16 protein-coding genes are annotated in these 21,582 nt (G+C 70.5%); 5 read left to right on the forward strand and 11 right to left on the reverse strand.

Annotated features, from left to right (window positions below):
• Positions 1–22 precede the first annotated feature (22 nt).
• The 6 genes from HRL51_RS04355 to HRL51_RS04380 all read right to left on the reverse strand — a co-directional run bounded on the left by HRL51_RS04355 (position 23) and on the right by HRL51_RS04380 (position 9,968).
• Positions 23–1,294, reverse strand: coding sequence for a glycine cleavage system aminomethyltransferase GcvT (locus tag HRL51_RS04355; protein WP_172193172.1), 1,272 nt, complete (start codon positions 1,292–1,294; stop codon positions 23–25).
• Positions 1,291–4,248 carry an aminomethyl-transferring glycine dehydrogenase gene (gene gcvP, locus HRL51_RS04360; RefSeq protein ID WP_172193170.1) on the reverse strand — a complete coding sequence of 986 codons (2,958 nt, stop codon included), beginning with the start codon at positions 4,246–4,248 and terminating at the stop codon, positions 1,291–1,293. The genes HRL51_RS04355 and gcvP overlap by 4 nt, the downstream gene beginning before the upstream one ends.
• A 181-nt stretch (positions 4,249–4,429) precedes the next feature.
• A complete protein-coding gene (locus HRL51_RS04365) occupies positions 4,430–5,833 on the reverse strand; it encodes an ABC transporter substrate-binding protein (RefSeq protein ID WP_172121119.1) in 1,404 nt (467 codons plus the stop codon).
• Positions 5,834–5,841: 8 nt separating this feature from the next.
• Positions 5,842–6,774, reverse strand: coding sequence for a carbohydrate ABC transporter permease (locus HRL51_RS04370; RefSeq protein WP_172121120.1), 933 nt, complete (start codon positions 6,772–6,774; stop codon positions 5,842–5,844).
• Between the two features lie 13 nt (positions 6,775–6,787).
• The gene (locus HRL51_RS04375) at positions 6,788–7,699 is read right to left on the reverse strand and encodes a carbohydrate ABC transporter permease (RefSeq protein ID WP_172121121.1); all 912 of its coding nucleotides are present in this window, start codon (positions 7,697–7,699) and stop codon (positions 6,788–6,790) included.
• 85 nt (positions 7,700–7,784) lie between these two features.
• Positions 7,785–9,968 (reverse strand): alpha-galactosidase, encoded by a 2,184-nt coding sequence (locus tag HRL51_RS04380; protein ID WP_172193168.1) that lies wholly within the window; start codon positions 9,966–9,968, stop codon positions 7,785–7,787.
• A 199-nt stretch (positions 9,969–10,167) separates the two neighbouring features.
• On the opposite strand from HRL51_RS04380, the gene HRL51_RS04385 reads away from it, so the two are divergent.
• The 3 genes from HRL51_RS04385 (at position 10,168) to HRL51_RS04395 (ending at position 13,822) form a co-directional block, all read left to right on the forward strand.
• On the forward strand, positions 10,168–11,325 hold the full coding sequence (locus tag HRL51_RS04385) for an ROK family transcriptional regulator (protein ID WP_172121123.1): 1,158 nt from the start codon (positions 10,168–10,170) through the stop codon (positions 11,323–11,325).
• Positions 11,326–11,485: 160 nt separating this feature from the next.
• A complete protein-coding gene (gene miaB / locus HRL51_RS04390) occupies positions 11,486–13,249 on the forward strand; it encodes a tRNA (N6-isopentenyl adenosine(37)-C2)-methylthiotransferase MiaB (RefSeq protein ID WP_280528708.1) in 1,764 nt (587 codons plus the stop codon).
• A gap of 48 nt (positions 13,250–13,297) precedes the next feature.
• Entirely contained in the window at positions 13,298–13,822 is a 525-nt protein-coding gene (locus HRL51_RS04395; RefSeq protein WP_218957657.1) for a 2-thiouracil desulfurase family protein, read from the forward strand.
• 138 nt (positions 13,823–13,960) lie between these two features.
• Here HRL51_RS04395 and HRL51_RS04400 read toward each other — a convergent pair whose 3' ends face one another.
• From HRL51_RS04400 to HRL51_RS04420, 5 genes are all read right to left on the reverse strand, one after another.
• Positions 13,961–14,341 (reverse strand): GntR family transcriptional regulator, encoded by a 381-nt coding sequence (locus HRL51_RS04400; RefSeq protein ID WP_172121125.1) that lies wholly within the window; start codon positions 14,339–14,341, stop codon positions 13,961–13,963.
• A complete protein-coding gene (locus tag HRL51_RS04405; RefSeq protein WP_172193164.1) occupies positions 14,338–15,219 on the reverse strand; it encodes a hypothetical protein in 882 nt (293 codons plus the stop codon). Before HRL51_RS04405 ends, HRL51_RS04400 begins: the two co-directional genes overlap by 4 nt.
• A gap of 507 nt (positions 15,220–15,726) precedes the next feature.
• On the reverse strand, positions 15,727–16,368 hold the full coding sequence (locus tag HRL51_RS04410) for a hypothetical protein (RefSeq protein ID WP_194256547.1): 642 nt from the start codon (positions 16,366–16,368) through the stop codon (positions 15,727–15,729).
• Between the two features lie 107 nt (positions 16,369–16,475).
• A complete protein-coding gene (locus tag HRL51_RS04415; RefSeq protein WP_172193162.1) occupies positions 16,476–17,843 on the reverse strand; it encodes an FtsX-like permease family protein in 1,368 nt (455 codons plus the stop codon).
• Positions 17,840–18,847 (reverse strand): ABC transporter ATP-binding protein, encoded by a 1,008-nt coding sequence (locus HRL51_RS04420; RefSeq protein ID WP_342355659.1) that lies wholly within the window; start codon positions 18,845–18,847, stop codon positions 17,840–17,842. Before HRL51_RS04420 ends, HRL51_RS04415 begins: the two co-directional genes overlap by 4 nt.
• Positions 18,848–18,997: 150 nt before the next feature.
• On the opposite strand from HRL51_RS04420, the gene HRL51_RS04425 reads away from it, so the two are divergent.
• A complete protein-coding gene (locus HRL51_RS04425) occupies positions 18,998–20,470 on the forward strand; it encodes a sensor histidine kinase (protein ID WP_244960239.1) in 1,473 nt (490 codons plus the stop codon).
• 280 nt (positions 20,471–20,750) lie between these two features.
• Entirely contained in the window at positions 20,751–21,563 is an 813-nt protein-coding gene (locus HRL51_RS04430; RefSeq protein ID WP_172193160.1) for a response regulator transcription factor, read from the forward strand.
• Positions 21,564–21,582 lie beyond the last annotated feature (19 nt).

Below are 21,582 nucleotides of genomic sequence, written 5' to 3' on the forward strand. Positions count from 1 at the left end.
TGGCGGCCGCAGACCGGTCTGTCTAGCGCGAGCGCTTGTAGAAGGGGGAGGGCACGACGCGCATCGCGAGCTGCTTGCCGCGCACGTCCACCGTCAGCTCGGTGCCGTGCGCCCACGCCGGCTCCTCGGGTGAGGCCGGGGCGAGGAGGGCCAGGGCGACGGGGTGGCCGAGCGTGGGGGAGAGCAGGCCGGAGGTGACCGTGCCGACAGCCTCGCCGTCCTCGCCCAGCACCGTGCAGCCGGCACGTGCCGCCCGTCGCCCCTCGCCGGCCAGGGCGACCAGAACCCTGGTCCCCGCCTGCCCCTCGCGCTCGGCACGTGCTGCCAGGGCCTGGCGCCCGACGAACTCGCTCTTGCCGAGCTTGACCACGGCGCCCAGCGAGGCGTCGAAGGGGGTGATCTCCTCGGTCAGCTCGTGGCCGTACAGCGGCATCCCCGCCTCCAGACGCAGGGAGTCGCGTGCGGCCAGGCCACAGGGTGTCAGGACCGCGGGCGCCTCGCCCTCGCCGGTGTCAGGGAGAGGCAGCAACGTGGCCGCGTGGTCGGTGATGACGGTCCACAGGTCCTCGGCCGCCCCTGCCTCGCAGAAGATCTCAAAGCCGTCCTCGCCGGTGTACCCGGTCCGGGCCAGCAGCACCGAGTGGCCGGCCGCTGTGGCGCGCACGGCCGCGTAGTAGCGCAGGCGCCGCAGGATCGTGGGCCCGCACAGCACGTCCGCCCCGCAGTCCTCCGCCGGTGCGTCCTCCTCGGGGCGCAGCGCAGCCTGGACACCTGCGCCGGAGGTGACCACCCCGCCCAGCACCTCCTCCGCACGCGGGCCCTGGACGGCGATCAGCGCGGTGTCCAGGGACTGGTCCTGGACCCGGACGTCGAAGGCCGGGTCGCTGCTGGTGCAACGACGTACCAGCTCCTTGGCCACGCGCTCGCGGTTGCCGGCGTTGGGCACCACGAGGTACTCCTGCTCGCCCACGTGGTAGACGATGAGGTCGTCGATGATGCCGCCCTCCTCGTCCACGATCATCGTGTACCGGGCACGGCCGAGTCCCACCTTGGAGATCTCCCCGATCAGGGCGTGGTCCAGGGCCGCGGCGGCGTCAGGGCCGCAGACCCTGACCTCGCCCATGTGGGACAGGTCGAAGATGCCGGCGCTGGTGCGTACCGCCCGGTGCTCGGCAAGGTCGGAGGAGTAGCGCAGGGGCATGTCCCAGCCGCCGAAGTCGGTGAAGGAGGCTCCCAGCCTCTCGTGGACCTCGTGCAGCGGGGTGCGGCGCAGCGCCGTGGTGGAGTCAGTCATCGGTCGTCCTCGCTCTCGAAGGTGGTGGGGGCAGGGCAGGTGCAGGTGAGGTTGCGGTCTCCCCAGGCGTTGTCGATGCGGGCCACGGGCGCAAAGTACTTGTCCGTCCGCATGCCTGGCAGAGGGAAGGCGGCCTGGCCGCGGGTGTAGGGGCGGTCCCACTCCTCCCCGGCCACCTGGGCCAGGGTGTGGGGGCTGCGCCGGAGCACGGACTCCTCGACGGGAACCGCCCCGGCTGCGACCTCGTCGATCTCGGCACGGATGGCACGCATGGCCGTGATGAAGCGGTCGAGCTCGGCCAGGGGCTCGGACTCGGTGGGCTCGACCATGAGGGTGCCGGCCACCGGGAAGGAGAGGGTCGGGGCGTGGAAGCCGTAGTCGATAAGACGCTTGGCCACGTCCTCGGCAGTGACCCCGGTCTGCCTGGTCAGCTCGCGCAGGTCCAGGATGCACTCGTGGGCCACGAAGCCGTCGTGGGTGTAGAGCGTGGGGAAGGAGTCGGCGAGCTCGCGTGAGAGGTAGTTGGCGCTCGCGATCGCGCAGAGGGTCACCTCGCGCAGGTCGGCGTCGTCGAGCAGGGCGAGGTAGGCCCATGCCAGCGGCATGACCCCGGCCGAGCCGAAGCGGGTGCCCATGACCGGGGGGCCGGAGAAGCCGGCGTCCGGGTCACCCTCCTCCGGCGTCGCCGATCCCTCGGGGCCTGCGGGCAGGTAGGGCGCCAGGTGCGACTTGACCGCGACCGGTCCCACGCCCGGGCCGCCTCCGCCGTGCGGGATCGCGAAGGTCTTGTGGAGGTTGAGGTGGGAGCAGTCCCCGCCCAGGTCCGCGGGTCGCAGCAGCCCGGCCAGCGCGTTGAGGTTGGCCCCGTCGATGTAGACCTGGCCACCGGCCTCGTGCACCAGGCTCGTGACCTCGGTGACCTGTGGCTCGAACACCCCGTGCGTGGAGGGGTAGGTGAGCATGATGGCGGCGACCCGCTCGCCCAGGTCGGCCAGGAGCTGGCGCAGGTGGTCGACGTCGATCGAGCCGTCCTCCGCGGTCCTGACCACCTTGACGCTGAAGCCCGCTCCCGCGGCCGAGGCCGCGTTGGTGCCGTGGGCCGAGGCCGGGACCAGGACGAGGTCGCGCTGGCTCTGTCCCTGGGCAGCCAGGTAGTGCTTGATGGCCAGCAGCCCGGTGAGCTCGCCCTGCGCGCCGGAGGCCGGCTGCAGGCTCACCCGGTCGTACCCGGTGAGTGTGGCCAGTCGGTCCGCGAGCTCACCGAGCAGGGTCCGCCAGCCCGCGGTCTGCGAGGCGGGTGCGTAGGGGTGGATGCCGGCCAGCGCCGGGTCCAGCCAGGCCGCGGACTCCACGGCGGCGTTGAGCTTGAGGGTGCACGAGCCCAGCGGGATCATCGAGCGGTCCAGCGCCAGGTCCCGGTCTGCCAGACGGCGCAGGTAGCGCACGAGGGCGGCCTCGCTCCGGTAGTCGTGGAAGGTGGGGTGGGTGAGGTACTCGCTCCTGCGGGCCAGCTCGGCCGGCAGCGACAGGTTCTCGGCCTGCTCGTCGGTAGGCAGCCACTCCAGGCCCTCAGGCCCGGTGCCGGTCAGGGCCTCGATGACGTGAGCGACGTCCTCGTCCGTGGTGGTCTCGTTGGTGGACAGGCCCACGTGGTCGTCGTCCAGGAGCCTGAGGTTGTATCCCGCTGCCTGCGCACGCGCCACGGCGTCCCGGGCGGTACCGGGCAGGTGCACGCTCAGGGTGTCGAAGAAGCTCATGTGCTCCAGCTCGACCCCTGCGTCCAGGAGCCCGACCGCGATGCGGGCGGCCTGACGGTGGGTGTGATCGGCGATGGCACGCAGACCCTCGGGCCCGTGGTGGACGGCGTAGAAGGCGGCGACGACGGCGAGCAGCGCCTGAGCGGTGCAGATGTTGGAGGTGGCCTTCTCTCGCCGGATGTGCTGCTCGCGGGTCTGGAGCGCCAGGCGGTAGGCGGGTGCGCCGTCGGCGTCGACGCTGACACCCACGACGCGTCCCGGGAGCTGTCGCCGGAGCGTGTCGGTCACGGCCATGAAGCCGGGGTGGGGGCCTCCGAAGAAGAGCGGCACGCCCAGGCGCTGGGCGCTGCCGACGGCGATGTCAGCACCCTGCGCACCGGGCTCGGTGAGCAGGGTGAGGGACAGCGGGTCGGCGTCGACGGCGGCCAGGCCTGCGCGCTCGTGGACGGCGGCGATCGCGGGGGCCAGGTCGACGACGGCGCCACGGCTGGTCGTGGCCGCAAGCACCGCTCCCAGGACCGGCTCCCCCTCCTCGGCGCCCGGGACGCGGCCGGCCACGATGTCGGCCGGGGTGGTGGTCACCCAGGGGATGGACAGGGCGTCGAGCCGGGCGGTGGCGACCTGGAGGCACTGTGGGTGCAGGCCCTCGTCCAGCAGGACGGGACGGCCCTCAGCCTTGCGGACGGCGCGGGCCATGAGCAGGCAGGCCTCAGCCACGGCCGTGGCCTCGTCCAGCAGCGAGGTGCAGGCCACCGGCAGGCCGGTGAGGTCGGCCACGAGGGTCTGGAAGAGCAGCTGGGCCTCGAGGCGTCCCTGGCTGATCTCGGCCTGGTAGGGGGTGTACGACGTCGTCCAGGCCGGGTTGGACAGGACGTCCCGCACGATGACGGCAGGGGTGGTCGTGGGGTGGTAGCCGCGTCCGATCATCTCCACGTGGTGGTGGTCGTTGGCGGCGGCGAGCCGTCGCATGACCTCCACCACCGCGGCCTCGCTCAGGCCTCCGGCGGCGCTGGAGGGCTCTGTGCGCTCCGGGGCCGCCAGACGCGGCAGCCCGGCGGGTACGACGGCCTCGGCCAGCTCCTCCAGCGAGCTCACCCCGAGGGTGCTCAGGACAGGTGAGGAGGCGTCGTGCAGAGCCTTGTAGACCCCGGTGTGACGGGTGACGAAAGGGGCGTGGACAGCGGTAGGGCGCGTCATCGAGACCTCCGGACGAGATATGGACCGTGTCACATCATAGGGGAGATGTTTCAGGTACGTGACGAGACGGCGCGATGGCTCAGGGGCGGCACGGGCGGGACCGGGACGTGCGACGCGAGGGCGCCGTCCTCCCGCGTGCCGGGGAGGACGGCGCCCTCGTGAGAGGCTGCTGCCAGGCCTGCTACTCCTTGGTCGAGGTCTGGAACAGGAGGTTGACCTGCTCGTTGTAGGCCGTCAGCGTCGAGGCCGGCTTGCGCTCGACCCACAGGGCGTCGATGCCGGGGGTCATGATGGCCTTGACGTCGGCACCGAAGTAGGTGAGCGGGAAGTAGAAGGTCGTGCCCTCCTTGAGGTGGTCGGTGAAGGGCTTGGTCGGCAGGCCCGTCTCCTCGAACTTGGCCACGGCCTTGGTCGAGGAGGCGCTGATGGCCGGGAAGACGATGCCATAGGAGGCGACGATGTCCTGGGCCTCCTGGGTTCCGAGGAAGGCGACCCACTTCGAGGCGTTCTCGATGTTCTTGGACTGCTTGACGATCGAGTCACCCAAGCCGTTGAACAGGCTGGTACTGGTGCCGTTGGGCCCCACCGGAGTGCGAGCGATACCGACCTCGATGTCGAGACCGGCGTAGGTGTTGAACATCCACGAGCCGTTGAGGCACATAGCGATGGAACCTGAACCGAGCTGAACATCTGTGGACGTCGTCGTCGAGAACGTTCCTGCTGGGCAGAGATACCCCTTGTCCACGAGACCGAAGTACCAGTCCAAGGTGTCTTGGAGCTCGGGCTCATCGAATCGGAAGTGCGTTCCCCACGTCTCTTTGTCGGTATACATCCAGCTGCCGACTGAACCAGTGAAGGGGCTCCATTGCGTCTGTCCGTCCTGGCCAGCCTCCTGAATGCCAAGACCGTAGACGGCGATGCGCCTGGGGTCGAAACCCTCCTCGTCACCACGCACGCCGTTCTTGTCCACCGTCAAGCGGGCCAGGATCCTTTCGAAGGACCCACCATCTTCCAGGTTCCAGTCCCACCCCTCGAGATCAGCCTCGGACAAGCCGGCTTCAGCCAGCATGGTCTTGTTGTAGAAGAACGCCACGGTGTCCCAGTCCTTGGGGCAGCCGTACTGCTTGCCGTCCTCGCTCTTCCACAGGTCGATGAGACCGTCCTGGAAGGCCGACTCATCGACATCAGCCCAAGCGGCCTGCTCATCCAGAGGAACGAGGACGTCGAGGTCGACGAACTGAGCGAATTTTTGAATGTGGTCGGTGAAGACGTCTGGACCCGTGCCGGCGATGAAGCCAGCAGTCAGCTTGGTCCAGTAGTCACCCCAGGCGATCTGAGTGATGTTGACGTCGATGCCGGTCTTCTCCTTGAAACGTGCAGCGCAGGCTTCGTAAGCGGGCTGCTGGCTGGCGTCCCACAGCCAGTACTCCACGGGACCGCCAGCCGGGCGGTCACTGGATGACGAGCACGCGGCCAACGTGGCCGCACCCGCCGCGGTGACGAGGCCGCACAGGAAACCTCGGCGGGACAGAGGAGAGCGCAGCGCTGGGAGAGCGGTGGCGAGATGAGTGTGTGTCGATGTCATCTGATGCCTCACTTGATGCCGTTGAAGCCGATGGAGTTGACGATGCGCTTGGCGAAGGCCGCGAAGAGCAGCAGCATCGGCAGCGCCGCGACCAGTGTGGCCGCCATGAGACCCGACCAGTCAGGACCGGTCTGTGGTGCCTGGGACTTGAACACCGCGAGGGCAACGGTGAGCACTCGCGAGGAGTCGGTGTAGGAGACCATCAGGGGCCAGAAGTAGTCGTTCCAGGCCGTGATGTAGGTCAGGATCGCTAGCGTCGAGATGGGTGCCTTGGCCATGGGCAGGATGAGGGTGAAGAAGACCCTCACCTTCGAGGCCCCGTCCAGCAGGGCAGCCTCCTCCAGCTCACGCGGGATGTTCATGAAGAACTGCCTGAGGAAGAAGACGGCGAAGGGCGTCATGAGCATCGTCGGCAGCGAGATGCCCAGCAGTGAGTCAACGAGGTGGAGCTGCTTGACCAGCACGAAGTTGGGCAGGAGCGTGAAGATCGAGGGCACCATGAGCGCGGCCAGGAAGATGCCGAAGACGGTGTCCCGTCCCGGCCAGCGCAGGCGGGAGAAGGAGTAGGCCGCCATGGCGGAGAAGAAGACCTGCCCCACGGTCACCAGCGTGGCCACGATGACGGAGTTGCGCAGGTAGAGCCAGAAGCTGATGGCAGCGCCGCTTCCGCCGTCGGCCAGGGCCTCCTCGGTGGACTGCATGCCGAACACGCGGGCGAAGCCACGCAGGTTGGTGTCCACCGGCAGCAGGCTCGTGGGGTCAGAGGCGATGCCGGCGTTGGACGACAGCGCGGTGCGTAGCACCCAGTAGAAGGGCAGCAGCGTGAACAGGAGGATGAGGACCATGGCGGTCCAGGCCAGCACACGTCCTGGCGAGGGGCGCTTGCGCGGCTGGCCGGTGTTGGTCGTGCGGACCGAGGCGGAGGATGTCGTCGTTGTCATGGCTGGTGTCCTCTCAGTCCAGGTCCGTCTGGCCGGCGCGCGTCATCTTGTACTGCAGCGCGGTGATGGCGGCCAGGATGATGAGCAGGCCCACCGCCAGGGCGGAGGCGTAGCCGAACTGGAAGCGGCCGAAGGCCAGGTCGTAGATGTAGTACTGGAGCACGCGGGTGGCGTTGACCGGACCGCCCTGGGTCGTCACCGAGACGGTGTCGAACACCTGGAAGGAACCGATCATCGTCATGATGAGGACCAGGGCCAGGATCGGGCGCAGCAGCGGGACGGTGATCTTCCAGAACATGCGCCACTCGCTGGCGCCGTCGACCTTGCCGGCCTCGTAGACCGTGCTCGGGATGGACTGGAGCCCGGCGAAGATGAGCAGGGCGGTGTACCCCACGTGGCGCCACACGTTGATGACGGCGATGGTGGGGATGGCCAGCGTCGAGGAGAAGAAGTTGACGGTGTCCCCGAAGACCGCCTCGATGAGCTGGTTCGTCACGCCCAGCGTCGTGTCCAGGATCCACAGCCACAGCATCGCGGCCACGACGTTGGACACGAGGTAGGGGGTGAGCACCAGGGAGCGCACGAGCGTGGACTGGGTGAGCCGCTGCATGAGCACCGCGATGAGAAGAGCGAGGATCGTCTGCAGGCCGATGTTGATGACCACGTACTCCACGGTCACGCCCACGGCGTTCCAGAAGATCTTGTCCTGGACCATGCGCGAGTAGTTCTGGATCCCGATGAACTTCTCGGGGGTCAGCAGGTTGTACTCGGTGAAGGACAGCCAGATGCCCCGGATGAGGGGCCAGATGTAGAAGGCGATGAGGCCGATTCCGGCCGGCAGGATGAACCCGAGGCCGAGCCGCAGGTCGGTCCTGGGCCGCCGGCGCGTCGCGCCTGCGGGACGGGGAGGTGCTGAGACAGACATGTTTCCTTCCATATCGTCGTTGAGATGGAGATCGGGGGGGGGAAGGCCAGGGGTGGCGTCTGGGGCCGCCGCCCCTGGGCGTGGGTCAGTCGACCGCCGTCGCCCTGACCAGGACGAGGTGGTCAGGATGCATTCCGGGCAGCGCCAGGCCGGTCGTCGTGAGGAAGGACCCGGGCAGCACGACGCCCTCGCCCGTCATCCAGCCGGCTGAGGGCCGGAGCTCGGGATAGGTGGGCGCTGCCAGGCGCACGTGGTAGCGGCGCGTGGGGTCCAGTCCCGGAAGGGGCCTGGGACCCGCCGGCCAGGCGTGCTGCAGGCCCAGGCAGGCGATCTCGTACAGCGCGTCGCTGCCGTCATGGCTCACCACGCCCTCGATACGCAGGTTGTCGTCATCGGCCAGGTCAGCGTGGACGGTCAGTCCTGAGTGCAGCAGGGGCCGCAGCTCCTTGTGCAGGGCGATGATCGAGGCCAGGCGCTCGCGGGTGGGGCCGTCGGCCTTGGTCAGGTCCCACTCGACTCCCATGTGGCCCCACAAGGCGGTGCCGGCGCGGAAGTCGATGTCGAGGTCCCGCAGCGTCGTGTGGGCGCGGCCGGCGCCCACGTGCGTGCCGATGAGCTCGGGCGGGAGCAGCAGCGTGGTGCCACGCTGGATGTCGTGGCGGTCGTGGGCGTCGATGGAGTCCGACGCCCACACGCGCTGCGCCCGCTCCATGATCCCCAGGTCGACGCGGCCGCCGCCTCCGGCGCAGGACTCGATCTCGAGCTCGGGGAAGCGCTCGTGCAGCGCGTCCAGGAGCCGGTACAGGGCCAGGGTCTGGTCGTGGACGGCGGCGCCGCCGCAGCGGCCTGCAGCCGGCTGGGAGCACTCATGGCCCGTGGCCAGCAGCGGGGAGTTGTGGTCCCACTTGAGGTAGGCGATTCCGAGGTCCTCCACGAGCGAGGAGATGGAGCTGAAGAGGTAGTCCCACGCTCCGGGGGCGCACAGGTCCAGCACGCGCTGGTTGCGGTGCTCGGGCGCCCCGCCGGCGCCGTCGCCCAGGACCCAGTCCGGGTGGGCGCGGGCGAGGTCGGAGTCGAGGTTGACCATCTCCGGCTCGAACCACAGCCCGAGCTCCATGCCGAGGGAGTGCACGTGCTCCGCCAGGGGGCGCAGCCCCTGAGGCCAGACGTCCTGGGACACCTGCCAGTCGCCCAGGCCCGAGGTGTCGTCGCGACGTGACCCGAACCAGCCGTCGTCGAGCACGTAGCGCTCGACCCCTACCGAGGCGGCGGCGTCGGCCAGGGCCTTGAGCGTGTCCAGGTCGTGGTCGAAGTAGACGGCCTCCCAGGTGTTGAGGAGCACCGGGCGCGGGCGCGAGGGGTGGGACGGCAGCGAGCGCAGGAAGGCGTGCGTGCGGTGGGACATGGCGTCCAGGCCCTCGCCCCAGGAGAAGACGGCCCACGGGGAGCTGTAGGTACGCTCGGTGTCCAGGAGCACCTCTCCGGGAAGGAGGAGCTCGCCGGCGCCCAGCAGCTTGCGTCCCTGCGGCGTGGACAGGGCGAGACACCGCGTGTTGCCGGACCACGCCAGGTGCACGCCGTGGACGGTGCCTGAGCGGAAGCCGAAGCCGGCACGTCCCGCTGCCAGCCACGTGGTGGCGTCGTGCCCGGGGCGTCCCTCCCAGGACTCGCGCAGGTGCGTTCCGGCAGCAAGGGCCGTGCGCTGGAGGGAGCGCTCGGCGATGTGGTGACCGGTCATGTCCAGCAGCTCGTCGGCTGCCTCGGGCAGCGGCAGGACCGGCGTGAGCTCGTCGACGACGATCGGAGCCAGGCGCTGCCCGCCGTCGTCCTCGCGCTCGTCACGCACCCAGGCGCGCAGCCGGACCAGGCCGCTGGGCTCCAGCCGAAGCTCGGTGCCGATCGTGAGGCGGTGCGCCTCGTCTAAGGCCTCGGAGGTGACGACCTCGACCGTGCCGGCCGGGACGGACTCGGTGCGGTGGGAGTGCTCGACCCTGCTGGGGTGCGGGCTGAAGGCGGTGCCGTCGGCGCGGTGGAGGAGGACGGCCGGACGTGCGGACCAGCCCAGGTAGGGCAGGGGCAGGACCGGGAGGTCGATCGCGGTCCAGGCCGAGTTCGTGCCGAGGGTGGAGCACAGAGCCCGTCCGGCGTCGGCAAGGGCCTGGCCGGGGACGCTGCCGAGGTCGGCACCCCAGTGGCGTACGACCGGTAGCCGGTCGGGGAGCAGGTCGAGGACCACGGAGGTCCCGCCGTTACGGAGGTGGAGGGTCATCTTCGTCCTTCCAGAAGGTCCATCATGTGACGCACCTAAAATCTTGTAGCATGAAAATAATCCGGGGAGGGTGACTGTGCAAGCCCCTGTGCTCAGGCTCGCACTGGGGTGTGGCACCATGAGGGCAGACGGTTCCCCCGTGAGCCCGGTGCCTCTGGCTGCGCCCACGGTCAGTGACGGTCCGTCGGAAGGATCTGTTATGTCGTCGCGCGCGACGCTGGCCGAGCGTGGCCCGGTTGCTGCCGTCCTGCTGTCCCTGGCCTCGCACGGCCCTGCCTCCCGCACCGAGCTGGCCGCCAGCCTCGGCCTGTCTGCGGCGACCCTGACCCGTGCCACCCGGGTCCTGACGGCTGCCGGTCTGGTTACCGAGTCCCGCGCCGAGGCGGACGGGCCCGGACGGCCCCTGAGCCTCATGTCCCTCGTGCCCGGCTCGGTGGCGCTCATGGGGGTCAAGCTCACAGGCGCCCAGGCCTGGGCGGTCGCCATCGATCCCCTGGGCACGGTGCTGGCCGAGGTGATGGAGCCGCTGGCCGGGGCGGCGCCCTATGAGGTCGCCTCGCAGATCGCAGGCCTCTCGGCTCGTCTGAGCCAGGCCTGCGGGCAGCCGATGAGCGGGATCGGGATCTCGCTGGGGGCGAGCGTGGTCGGGGGCAGGATCGTGCGGGTCGCCCCCTTCCTGGACTGGCACGACGTCCCGTTCGCCGAGTTGGTGACCCAGGCCACCGGCCTGCCGGTGCGGATGGCCAACGACGTGCGTGCCTTCGCCTACGCCGAGGCCTGGTACGGCCTGGGGCGAGAGGTGAACCCCTTCGCCCTGCTGACGGTAGGAGCCGGCATCGGCTGCGGGATCGTGGTCGACGGCGAGCCCTTGGAGGGCGCCCACGGTGCGGCCGGCAGCGTCGGGCACCTACCGGTGGTGGAGGACGGTCCGGCCTGCGAGCTCGGGCACCCCGGGTGCGCCCGTGCGCTGGCCTCGACCCCGGGGATGCTGGGGCGTGCAGCGCAGCTGCTGGGGCGCGAGGTGAGCCTGGAGGAGCTGGTGGCCCTGGACGCCGGCGGGGACCGGGACGCGGCACAGGTGCTGGAGGACGCCGCGCGCGCGGTGGGCGTCATCGCCGGGGCCCTGGTCGCCGTCGTCGACCCGGGGCTCGTGGTGGTCTCCGGTGAGGCGGTAGCGGCTGTCGAGCCCCACGAGGCCGCTGTGTACGCGGCGGTTGAGCGGGCACGGCACTGGTCGGCACCGGCGCCGCAGGTTCGTCTGCGGCCCTTCACCTTTGCCGACTGGGCGCGCGGGGCCGCCACGATCGCCGTCGAGCCGTGGGCGCTGAGCGTGCGCGAGGGCGCGCGGGCCTCCTGAGGGGCCCCGTGTCACGCGCGAGGTCTGCGCGAGAGGGGCGCCGGCGTCGTGACGGCTGTGGCGACAGGAGCAGGACGTGGGCTGTATCGCAGCCGTCCCACGGCTGATCACAGGGCGCGACGGTGTCGACGGCTGGCTGGCCCCCATAGACTGCACGGCGATGACCACCCAGACCACCTCCACCGCCTTGCCGGCTCCTGCCCCCGGCGCTGCCGCTCCTGCAGGAGCGGCAGCCGTCTCGCCGTCGTCCCTGCCGCGCACCTACCACGTGCGCACGCTGGGCTGCCAGATGAACGTCCACGACTCCGAGCACATGGCCGGGCTGCTGGAGGCAGCCGGCTACCGGCGTGTGGAGGAGGTACCGGAGGCCGCCGCGCGGGCGACCGAGGCCGGCGACGGCGGGGCCGACGTCGTCATCATCAACACCTGCTCGGTGCGCGAGAACGCAGCCACCCGCCTGTTCGGCAACCTCGGGCAGCTTGCCGCCGTCAAGCGCGAGCGGCCCGGCATGCAGATCGCGGTCGCCGGGTGCCTGGCCCAGCAGCTGGGCGAGGGGATCGTCGAGAAGGCCCCGTGGGTCGACGTCGTCTTCGGCACCCACAACCTTGACGTCCTGCCGGCACTGCTGGAGCGCGCCCGGCACAACACCGAGGCGGCGGTCGAGCTGGAGGAGTCCCTCAAGGTCTTCCCCTCCACCCTGCCCACGCGCCGCGAGTCGGCCTACGCCGCCTGGGTGTCGATCGCCGTGGGCTGCAACAACACCTGCACCTTCTGCATCGTGCCCTCGCTGCGCGGCAAGCAGCGCGACCGCCGTCCCGGCGAGGTCCTGGCCGAGATCGAGGCCGTGGCCGCCCAGGGAGTCACCGAGGTGACGCTGCTGGGGCAGAACGTCAACTCCTACGGTGTGGGCTTCGGCGACCGCAGGGCCTTCGCCACGCTGCTGCGCGCGGCCGGTGCGGTCGAGGGGATCGAGCGCGTGCGCTTCACCAGCCCGCACCCCGCAGCCTTCACCTCTGACGTCATCGACGCGATGGCCGAGACCCCGCAGGTCATGCCGAGCCTGCACATGCCGCTGCAGTCCGGCTCGGACAGGGTGCTGCGTGCGATGCGCCGCTCCTACCGCTCCGAGCGCTTCCTGCGGATCCTGGACGAGGTGCGCGAGAAGATCCCGAACGCCGCCATCACCACCGACCTCATCGTCGGGTTCCCCGGTGAGACCGAGGAGGACTTCCAGGCCACGCTCGAGGTGGTGGAGAAGGCCCGCTTCGCCTCGGCCTTCACCTTCGAGTACTCCCCGCGACCGGGCACACCGGCTGCCGACCTGCCCCAGGTGCCGGTCGAGGTGGTCAAGGACCGCTACAAGCGCCTGGACGAGCTGGTGCGCCGCATCACTCACGAGGAGAACGTGCGCCAGGAGGGCAGCGTCGTCGACCTGCTGGTCGCTGAGGGCGAGGGGCGGCGCGACGCCGTCACCGCCCGGATCTCAGGGCGTGCGGCGGACAACCGCCTCGTGCACGCGGCGCTCCCGGCTGGTCTGGCCGCCGACGACTACGCCGGCGGTGCCCCGCGTCCGGGGGACATGGTGCGTGTGCGCGTGACCCACGGCGCCCCGCACAACCTCATCGCCGACTCCGCCCTGTGCGGGCAGGAGCTGAGCCAGGCTGAGCGGGCTGAGAACGAGGCCCGCCGCGCCGGTGACAGGGTCTGGTACGACGACGGACCCGCCCTGTTCGAGGTGCGCCGTACCCGGGCTGGCGACGCCTGGGAGCGTCGTCAGCGCGAGGAGACCGGTGAGCCGGAGCCGGACACGGCGCCGGTGACCCTGGGGATGCCGACGATCCGTGTGGGCGATCTAGGTGCCGTGCGTGACGGTGCCGGGGACATGGGCGGGCGGACGGTGCTCGGCCAGCCGCGGACGATCTGAGGCCGAAAAGTGTGGAGCCTCGCCGAGGGTGAGCGAGCGTTCGGGCTCGTGCCCGAACGGGTATCTTTGCGCCCGAGTGTAGAGACATATGGCCCCCGCTCGGATGCAAAGCTACCCGCTCGGCTCCCGGGGGCTGGCCCGGTTCTCGTCTCCGCGTGCCTGGCGGGGATTCCCTGTCGCTATGACGGTGCCGCGCACCCTGATCCGCAGGTCGTGGCCGCTGTCAAGGCCGGGCAGGCCGTGCCCGTGTGCGCGGAGGTGCTGGGAGGGCTTCCCGCGCCCCGGCCGCCGGCGGAGATCGTGGGCGGGGACGGTACTGATGTTCTGGCCGGGCGCGCCCAGGTGCTCACCGAGGCCGGCCACGACGTGACGCAGGCCTTCGTGGCCGGCGCGAGCGCCGTCGTCGAGCAGGCTCGTGAGCATGGCGCCGAGCGGGCGGTGCTCAAGGCCAGGAGCCCCTCGTGCGGGGTGGGGCAGGTCTATGACGGCACCTTCAGCGGGACCCTGACTGACGGCGACGGCGTTCTGGTCGCGGCCCTGCGGCGGGCTGGCGTGGCGGTCGAGGGCCGGTAGCTGATGGACGGTGCCCGGCGTACCGACCGTCTCTCACGTGGTTTTGTGTACGGGATCGGGGTATACGAGCAGTTGTATACCCCGATCCCGTACACAAAACTACGGTTGTGATGGAGGTGAACGAGGCCTCGTCAGCTCCTACTTGCTGGAGCCCGTGGCCTCAGCCAGGGCGGCGTCGACGACGGAACGCACCTGCGCCGTCGTCATACCTGCTGCGTGGGCGCGGCTGACTGCCGCGGCCAGCTCCTTGCGCGCCTGCTCGTGCGGAGAGATCGCGAGGCCGAGGGCGACGCGGGTACCGGCAGCCCGGCGCGTGACCACCATGCCGGCCGCCTCCAGCTCCTTGTAGGCGCGGGCGACGGTGCCAGGGGCGAGGCGTAGGTCGCCGGCGAGCTGACGCACAGGAGGAAGGCGCTGACCCTCCGTCAGGGCGCCGTCGACGATGAGTGAGGCGATCTGGGACCGGACCTGCTCAAAGGGCGGGGTGGGGGAGTCCGTGATCGTGATCGTGAGGTTCATGCCGGCACCTGCCGGGGAGAGCGAGCGAGCAGGACCGCGCCGTAGACCATCGCTACCAGTGCCACGACGATGCCGACGCCGCCGATCGCACCACGTCCGTAGTCCCAGCCGGCGGTCTCCCAGGTCGCTGCCTCGATCATGGGAAGTCCCAGGAGCGGAAGTGGGAGCGCGGTAGAGACCAGTATCAGCCCGAGCGTTCCCTCAGCCAGGTAGCGTCGTAGCGCCTGGTCGAGCGGGCCGGGGCGGGAGCCGACCTGTCCGCGCGTGGTGACCCGCCGCAGCGCGAGGAGGGCCGCGGTGAGCTGGATGGCCAGGCTCACGGCAAGGGGCACCAGCATGCGAGGCCCGGGCCAGGGAGCGTAGGGGCCGGAGACGATCTCGCCTGTCGAGGCTGTCGAGACTCCGAGGAAGTAGGAGCCTGTGGGCAGGGCGGGCTCGCCAGGAGCCTGCCAGGGATCACTGGCCGTGACGGGGAGACCGACAGCGGCGTCCGCAGCCAGCGCGAGCACGGTCAGCAGGAGCAGGACGAGGCCGGTGGCGGGTAGATAGTCGCCGATACGTCGGCGGGCCAGGGAGGCGGTGCGCTCCGGGGTCATGACGGCCGGGGAACGGTGCTCGCCGAGCAGCAGGACGGCTAGCCCGACGATCCCGAAGAGCGCCACCCCCTCGGGGTGCCCGCTGAGGTAGGTGACGGCTGCGGCGGCCAGTGCGAGGAGGACCGCCGTAGCGCGAGTGCGCGTGGAGTGCCGGACGACTGCTGACAGCGGGTGGGTCCGTGCGTCGGGACGAGGACAGGCGGCGCGCAGTGCGCTGACGACGAGGGTCAGGAAGACGGCGGCGATGACGAGAAGGAGAGCGATGTAGGGAAGAGGTGACATGACGGCTCCCTTGTTATGAGCTGATGATACAAGAGTGCTCGTCCCGGACATTTGTGTCAAGCATGTGGTGCAAGTAGGTGTGGCTCGTGGTTCCTGTGCGCCGTCTTCGGGGCACTGTGAGCACAACCGCTACTGGTCGACCTTGGTGATGGTGCTCTGGCAGGCGGTGACGGCCTTGTGGGGTGAGTGGGTCGGTCAGGATCGTTCCGCTGCGGCATCCAGCCCAGGATGGGGCTGGCCTACGGAGGGGGCGGCGCGTTTGCTCACGTTGGCGGCGTTTTTTGAGGCGGTCGCGGCGTGTGTCCGTGTCGTGGGGGCGTATGTGCGTTGAGACGGCGTGCCTGCAGGCGTTCCTGGGTACGCCCTCACCACGCAGGTACGCTGCGACCAGGTGGATGCACGCCGCCAATGTAGCCGGGCCCGTACCTAGCCCCAGACGTGTTGACAGCATCCCGGGGAAGGACGAGAGCTGTGTTGGGAGCACGCGTGTCTCCCATGGGTACTGGCTCAGCGAGGTGCTTGAGGACGAGCCTTGCCTGCCCTACCAGTCAGGACCGTCGTGCGGGCAGCGAGCCAGGCCCCGACCAGACCGACAACAGTAAGCACGAGTCCGCTCGTGATGTCCGACCATCGCTCTGGCCAGGGCAGAAAGGCCGGCTGGGTGAACCAGGACCGTACCCATGGCTCGGCCACGGCGCCCAGCGGGACCACGAGCCTGGCCGTGCACCCCAGCCAGCCCGGCTGCCTGGCCACCCGTCCCACGAGGCCGAGGGGGCCGCAGGCAAGGACACCAAGTACGAACCAGTGAGCGTTCTCCACCCATATCCCGGCGTTGTACATCCCCAGCATCTGACCAAGACCGTAGTGCAGCGCGAGTGCTCCCTCGGTGGCGAGGACCGCGGCGACGAAGGAGGCGAGCGGCCGGCGCATGAGCCAGCCTGCGAGCACTCCGGTCCCGGCCCACAGCGTGCCGCAGTTGACGAGCTTGCTCACTGTCTTACGGATGAGGGAGAACACCGGCATCTGGCCCTCCAGCTCGCCGGTAGACACCCAGTTTGAGGCGAGAGAGACCAGCGCCAACCCGACGCAGACCAGCACCAGGGCCAGCCAAGGACGTCCTTGCCGCCCCGGTAACCTCAAGAGCCTCATGCCTCCAGTCTCTCAGCGAGCGGGTAGTTTCGCGCTCGATTGAAGGATCCATACCTCCCCGTTGGAGGGCAAAACTACCCGCTCGCGGGTGGGAAGGCGCGAAGGGCTCAGTCTCGGGCCCTTAAGGTCTGACCGAGGGGCTCTCGGCGTCCGGTGCGTGAGGAGATGACGACCGCCAGGCAGGTCGTGGTGACCGCCATCATGCCGACGACGCCCATGGCCGTCCAGGGCCCGTGAGCCACGACGTCGATGAATGACCTTCCCAGCAGCTCGGCCAGCAGTGCGCTCGTTCCAGCCGAGACGACGAGCCCCAGCACGATCGCGCTCGCCGCATGCAGCACACCCTCGAGCACCTCGATGCTGAGGACCGCCGTCTGTCCCGCACCGGCCGCTCGCAGCAGGGCGGCGTCACGGCGCCGCCTGCCAGCACTCATGGCGATGACCGCCACCCCGCCCGCCCAGGCCGTGATGAAAGCCAGCCCGAACATGGAGACGAAGCCGGAGACCCTCATGTTGCCCAGGCCCGCGGACGAGACCCCGAACATCACCGCCACCATGCCGATCGCCACGAGGAAGGGCAGGACCGTGGCGCAGGACCGCCGGGACTCCAGCGCTGCGGTGCGCGTGGCCACGAGCCAGACTGGGCCGGGCAACGGCAGGGCCGTCAGCGCCCGCTGTCCCAGGGGTACCAGCCAGGTAGCCAGCACGCACACAATGACGAGGACGCCGAAGGATCCGAGGATCGCCGCGCTCCCGGCATCGTCAGGGCTCAGCTGGCCCCGGCGCAAGGCTACCCAGGCCACGACCACGCCAGCCACACACCCTCCAGCCACCGCCAGGCGCGTGACAAGCCCCACCACACGGCCGACGCTCCACCAGCGTCGGGCCGCTCTGCGCGACATCATCAGCTCGATCTCCCGTGCCCTGGCCGCACGTCTGGCTGGTCCCCAGCCTCCGAGCATGACGGAGCCGGCGACGACGACCGCGCACCACCCCAGGTCCGCGGAGTCCCACAACGGCTGGGTCCCGGGCAGGACGACCTCCTGGTCCACCATGAGTGGCACCACCGCCGTAGCGACCGGTCTGCTGAGTACGCTCCCGCCCAGCGCACCCACGGCGCCCACCACGGCGAGCTGGACCAGCAGCAGGACGCGCAGCGCTACGGGGCTGAGTCCTAGCGCCCGCCACAGCCCGTGGTCGCGGCTGCGCTGGCTGATGACCATGCCGGCTGAGGAGCTGAGCACGGTGGAGGCGGCCAGCACCACGCAGATGATGCAGAAGACGGTCACTGTCTGTGCGGCGTCGAGCATCTGATTACGCAGCTGAGGGTCCGTGAGCGCGCTGGCGGAGGCGATGGCTCCGCGCATCACCTCCAGCTGCCCGGCCACGCAGGCCCCGGCGACGACGGCGACCACGCACACCCAGGTCCACGAGCTCGCGTGGTGGCGCAGGTCGGAGACGAGCAGACAGATCATCGTCCCTGACCTCCCGCCTGGCCGCCTCGGACGGTCATGGTGCTGCGGCCGCCACCGGGGCACTGACCGACGGCAGGGGCCGGACTGGGGTGGCCTGGCTGGCCGAGCTGGCCGGGTTGGCTGACTCGGCCGGGATGACCAGCCGGTGCGTCTGGCCTGGCGGCCTGCTGCCGCGTGGCCAGCACCGCCTGAGAGACAGCCTGCGGGTCGCCGCCGGGCAGGGAGGACACGATGCGCCCGGCGCTCATGACCAGGACGGAGTCGGCCTGTGCCGCGGCGGAGGCGTCGTGAGTGACCATGAGGACCGTGGTCCCCGCGCTTGCCAGCTCCCGGAACCAGTGCAGTACCTCGGCGCCAGCAGCCACGTCCAGGGCCGCCGTCGGCTCATCGGCGAAGACGATGTCTGGCTCAGAGGCGAGGACCCGAGCCACGGCCACGCGCTGGCGCTCACCGCCACTCATCTCGTGGGGCAGGTGCCGGGCCTGGGCACCGAGCCCCACGCGCTCCAGGGCCTGGGTGACGGCGCGGCGCGGAAGCGGGCGGCGGCGCAGCCGGCCGGGCAGGGCCACGTTGTCGCGGGCGGACAGGGAGGTGACGAGGTTGTCGTCCTGGAAGACGAAGCCGACGTGAGCGGCCCGCAGACGTGCCGCCGCTCGTGGGCGCAGCTGGCTGGTGACGGTCCCGAGCAGGCTCACGCTGCCCGACGTCGGAGTGTCCAGCCCTGCCACGCACTGCAGCAGGGTCGACTTTCCGCAGCCCGACGCCCCGACCAGCGCAGTGAAGGACCCTGCTGGCAGCGTCAGGTCCACCCCGTCCACAGCGGTAACCTTCTCGCGCCCGCGCCCGGGCAGGGGGAAGACGCGGCTGAGACCGGTGACGACGACGGCCGGCCCGGCACCCCGATACGCCTCAGCAGGAGAGGGCCGCGTGGCCCAGGTGGTGCGGCCGGCGGCGTCGGGTGTGGGCAGCAGGTGCCTGGATGACGGGACGGGATGTGAATTCATGGTTCCATCACACGCACCAGCGGGCCTGCCGTCACTGGCCCCAGCTCCCGAGGCGTGAGGGAGTGTCGAGGTGGAGCCAGCACTACCAGCCCATGGAACCGGGTGCCAGCACCCGTGGCGTCGATAGCGCCAGCACCTAACCTTGGCGTGATGACCCCCTTGTCCCGCACCTCCCGAGCCTCCTCCACCGCCCCCGCCGACGGCGGGCAGCCGCGCGTGCCTGGAGGCGCTCAGGCGCCAGTGGACGGTGAGATGCGCGCGAGACCCAGGCATCGGCGTCGTGCCTGGAGGGTCGTGGCCCTGGAACTGGTCCGCTCCGTGCTGCTCGTCCCCGTGCTCATCGTCCTGACGGTCCTCCTGCCGCTCCTCCATCTCACGATCCCGTTGACGGCCGAGGCCGAGCGGGCGGGGGTGCGCCTGTGTGGGCTCAGCGCCCCCAGCGCCAGGCCGGCCAGCACGCCGCGCTGGCCCTGGCTCGTGCGGCGCGTGACAGCCGGCGCCTTCTGGAAGCAGGACCTGCCGCTGACCGTGACCAGCCTGGTGGCAAGCCTGGGCAGCTTCGTGATCGCCGTCGTCGGTTTCTTCATGGCTGCCGTCCTGTCGGTTGTGCCATGGCGCACCACGCCGGCCAACCCCACCACCATCAACCTGGGCACATGGGCCACCACCGAGACTGACGGCGCGCGGCTGCGCTGGCTGGTGCCGGTCGCTGTCGTCCTGGTGGTCCTGACCTGGCTGCTGCTGTGGGGCGTGGGCTGGCTGCGGGCACTGCTCGTCTCCGCCCTGTCCGAGCGCAGCGAGGCCGAGCGCCTGAGCCGCGCCAACGCTGAGCTCAGCGTGGAGGTCGGGCACCTGGCTGCTGGGCGAGCCACGCTCGTGGACGCCTTCGACGCCGAGCGCGCCCGCATCGAGCGGGACCTGCACGACGGCGTCCAGCAGGACCTCGTGGCCCTGACCATGAGCCTCGGCGTAGCACGGATGCGGGTCCAGACGCTACCCGCCGGCGCAGGTGAGAGCGACCGGGCTGACAACGCTGGAGACGGTCGAGATACCGGCCTCGACAGTGAGGACGCGGCCACGCGTGTACAGCCGGAGCGGCCCTTGGTACTGCGCGAGGCCTTGCTCACCGACCTCGACTCCGCCCAGGCGCGCGCTGAGGAAGCCATGCGGGCACTGCGTGAGACCGTCCACGGTATCCGTCCCGCAGTGCTCACCGAGCGCGGCCTGGCCCCGGCGCTGCGTGACCTGGCTGGGCGTGCGCCGCTACCGACCACGGTGACGGTCAGCGCACCAGCGCAGGCTCTGGCCGCGATCAGCTCGCCGGTGTCCACGACCGTCTACTTCGCGGTCTCGGAGGCCCTGACCAATGCCGCCAAGCATGCCGGGGCGCAGGCACGGGCCGTCGTCACGCTGGAGGTCGGGGAGGACGTGCTGCGGGCGGTCATCGCGGACGACGGCGTCGGTGGAGCGCTCGTGCAGGCTCCCGGTGCCACAGGGCTGGCGGGAATGGCGCAGCGGGTGGAGTCGGTTGGCGGCAGGCTGGATATGTGGTCTCCGGCGGGCGGGGGCACGCGGCTGACGATCACCGCACCACTGACCCCGCCGTGGGCCCAGGGGAAGTAGGGCGTACGGCCGCCCCGGCACCGCCTGTCCGGAGAACCGCCACGGGCAGGGGGGGGGGAGACCCGTCGCCCAGGTAGACGGCGGTGCTGCTCATGGCCCCGCAGGCCTCGGGACAGGCGGGTGCGAGCTGCACCGCCGGTCGGTGCACTGGGCCAGCGCCTCGGGGCGCCGGTCATGACTCAGGCTGCGCCTGGCCCGCCTGGCCCGCCTGGCCCGCCCGGCCCGCCGATGCCGGCTCTGCCGGCGAGCCCAACCCACGTGCTGCGGCACAATGGTGCCCATGAGAATCGTGCTGGCCGACGACGTCACCCTCCTGAGGGAGGGGCTGGCAGGCCTGCTGGCCGCCGCCGGGCACGAGGTGGTCGCCCAGGCCGCGGACGCCGAGGAGCTACGCACCGAGGTGGCCCGCCTGGCCACGTCAGGGCAGCTGCCCGACGTCGTCGTCACTGACGTGCGGATGCCGCCGAGCGGGACCGACGACGGCCTGCGGGCTGCCGTGGACCTGCGCGCGGCCTACCCGGGCCTGCCGGTCGTGGTGCTCTCGGCCTATGTGGCCGGGCCCTACCTGCGTGACCTGCTTGACGGGGCGGGCACGCAGGCTGGGGCGGTGGGGTACCTACTCAAGGAGCGGGTGGGACGCGTGGACGACTTTGTCCGCAGCCTGGATGTGGTGGCCTCGGGCGGGATCGTTGTCGACCCTGAGGTACTGGCCACGCTCATGGCCAGGCCTGCCAGCGACACCGAGGCGGCGCCGTCGAACCGAGGGATGGCCGCACCGGCCCGCACAACCGTGGTTTCGTGTTCTGGATCGGGGGTTATGCCACGGGTAACCCCCGATCCAGAACACGAAACCACGGTTCAGATGGTGAGTGAGTCCGAGCGTGGGCTGGAGCGACTGACCCCGCGCGAGCAGGAGGTGCTCGCGCTCATGGCAGAGGGGCTGTCCAACGCCCAAGTGGCTGAGCGGCTCGTGCTCTCCGACGGCGCGGTGGCCAAGCACGTGGCCAACATCTTCGCCAAGCTCAACCTACCTCCCAGCGAGGACAACCGGCGGGTACGGGCGGTACTGGCCTGGCTGCGCTCGCGGGCCTGAGGGGCCGGTCTGACGCGAT

The organism is Actinomyces faecalis, from assembly GCF_013184985.2.
GTDB lineage: Bacteria > Actinomycetota > Actinomycetes > Actinomycetales > Actinomycetaceae > Actinomyces > Actinomyces faecalis.